At 41.5% G+C, this 2,632-nt stretch carries 2 protein-coding genes; one reads left to right on the top strand and one right to left on the bottom strand.

Translation table 11 applies throughout. The features are described from left to right. Window positions 1-120 precede the first annotated feature (120 nt). On the bottom strand, window positions 121-951 hold the full coding sequence (locus tag FCL47_RS24015; protein WP_136816266.1) for a restriction endonuclease: 831 nt from the start codon (window positions 949-951) through the stop codon (window positions 121-123). Window positions 952-1,514: 563 nt separating this feature from the next. On the opposite strand from FCL47_RS24015, the gene FCL47_RS24010 reads away from it, so the two are divergent. Further along, window positions 1,515-2,558 (top strand): integron integrase, encoded by a 1,044-nt coding sequence (locus FCL47_RS24010; RefSeq protein WP_167496627.1) that lies wholly within the window; start codon window positions 1,515-1,517, stop codon window positions 2,556-2,558. Window positions 2,559-2,632 lie beyond the last annotated feature (74 nt).

Genomic DNA, 2,632 nt, shown 5'->3' with positions numbered 1-2,632 from the left:
GCAATCAAATTCGAAATGAAGCAACACAACAAGCTGTGGCGCAATCAACGATACAAAATCGAAAACGAAAAAAGCTCCTTAAACGATTAAAGAAACCACCTGCAAGTTCTTAACCGGATATTACTGAGAAGTAACAAACATTAATGCTGGGAATTGCCTGTTTTGGTACAGGGCAGTTTGAACCAAAGGTCTATCTACAACTTCTCTATGCTTTACTTCAACAGCTATGGAAAGAGCTTCATTTAACTCTGGGATAAATATACGCCCAACTATATCACGCCCACCTTGTGGTGACTCTTTTACAAGGTGAATTTCCATGCCCTGCGCTCTTAGAACTTCTGCCACTATTTCTTCAAATTTCTTCCAATGAATAGAAGAAAGATCAGTTTGCTCAGTTTGAATTTCATTTATTATTTGAATTGAAGAATGTTGGAGAAGTAGTTTTTCCGAATCTTGCTGATTTGGCGTCCAGAGTTTAGGAGATACCAATATCGTCGGATCTACCAATGGATTGTTTATATATTGTTTTGCATTTTCATAAAACTCAGTGAAGGAAGGTAGATTCACTAATGCGTCGTTATAATGAAGTGCTTCATTTTTATTATTCTGATTTCCTTCAAAATTTGCTTGAAGGTAGCTTAAATTATACGCATCCCAATTATATGATGGGTCGTCATCTATGTAGGAAACTACAAGCCATTGACCTGTTGCGTTTCTGAAAATAGGCCTGTCAAGATGGCTTAATTCTTTTGCAGCTACCAATGACCAAAATAGACCCAACTCATGGGATGATACATACTCTTGAAACCCTGATGCTAAAAGAATTTGGGGATTCTGATTTAAAAATGAATAAAATTTCTCAAGAGCCGTATCAGAACCGGGGATATAACCCGCTTGAGCTTCTGAATATTTTCTTTCAAAATCATCTATATCTCTTTGGGTTATTATCATCTAGGTAACTTTGTTATAAGAACACAACTTTTAATATGCTGCGTTGGCTTTTTGGGACTCCAAAGAGCGAATCGTAGCAGGTTATGTCTGTGTGGAACTACAGAATTTCACTGCTATTCCTAGATTTTTCTTTTCTTACCGTACTTCCAAGGTTCACATGTAATAGAAATGTCAGATATTTCTATCATGATAGACGAGATCTCTTCGTTTAACAAGAGAAAGCTGTTAGGAATTTTCTAAGCAGCTTTTAGGGATTATGAACCTGTTATACTGCTCAGGATAACAGGGGTTTTTTGTTATTCGTTTTAGATAATTGGGGGCCAAAACACCGTCTAAAAACGACGATTGACGCTGCTTTTTGGTAAATATTACCAGTTATATAGACGCGGCAATAAGTGATAAATAACCAACAGAAGTGAGACATTATGAACAATATCGAAGGATTCCAAACTGCTGATTTTGGGGATTTCCTCCTTAAAAGTAATGTGGTCGCCTCGGGGAACTAAAAATTCATGGTCCACTGGATTAGGAAATTCTTTGAGTTCCGAGTCCACCTGCCAAACATGTCTTGGCATGAGCAACTTCCCCTATATCTAAAGAACCTTTCTGATTTTGGTACATACCAGGATTGGCAGATTCGCCAGGCCGATCAAGCTGTCCGCCTCTACTTTAGCAATTTCTTGATGTCTACGTCATCTCCGGAGCAACAAAACGCACCCCTTACGGCAGGGGGAATTTCCACCCAGCAAGAGGCACTGCAACATTTTCGTGAAGGATTGCGATTGCGCAATTATGCCGTTCGTACCGAAAAAACGTATATTGGTTGGGTTCGCCGCTATCTGGACTACTGCACAACAAGAACTTCTGCCAACAACGAAACCGCTTGTACTTCTCATTATATCCGCGATTTCCTCGCTTTTCTGGCCATAAAACGAAATGTTTCCGCATCGACCCAAAACCTGGCCTTTAACAGCCTTCTCATGTTTTTTCGCTTTGTATTCAACGAGGACTTGGGCGACCTTAAGAACACTGTCCGGGCAAAAACTAGCCAGAGGCTCCCGGTGTTATTTTCAGTGAAAGAGACAGGGAAACTTCTCCTAAATACAGAAGGAACATCTGGCCTGATGTTGAAACTGATTTATGGAGGTGGACTCAGGGTTAACGAATGCTGCCGCTTACGAATCAAAGATATCGATTTTGCTCAGCAGCTCGTCTTCGTCCGTGAAGGAAAAGGCGGCAAAGATCGATCTACCCTACTGCCCGCTTCCCTGAATAAGGAACTACAGGAACAAATCACCAAGGTGCTTGTGTTGCACGATCGCGATCTGGCTGATGGATATGGCTCGGTCTGGCTGCCAAAATCACTTAACCGCAAATACCCGGCCGCATCTTTGCAAAAAGCCTGGCAGTACCTTTTTCCTTCTGGCAAACGATCTCTCGACCCTCGGACCAACATTGTTCGACGTCATCACGTGATTGACAGTGCCCTGCAACGCGCTATAAAGGTGGCCCTCAGCAAGGCAGGAATTCATAAACACGCCTCCGTTCATACCTTACGCCACTATGCCGAGTTTTTGACTATGCCGAGTAATCAAATTTCACCTTGAAATATGAAGGACTCGTTAATAATCAACTCGGCATAGTCTGATGTGATTCAAAGCCCGCTCAAGAACTGTAACAG

Origin of the sequence: Desulfopila sp. IMCC35006 (genome assembly GCF_005116645.1) — a bacterium.
Classification (GTDB): domain Bacteria; phylum Desulfobacterota; class Desulfobulbia; order Desulfobulbales; family Desulfocapsaceae; genus Desulforhopalus_A.
The sequence above is the reverse complement of the archived record's forward strand: the minus strand, read 5'-3'. Positions and strand labels throughout refer to the sequence as shown.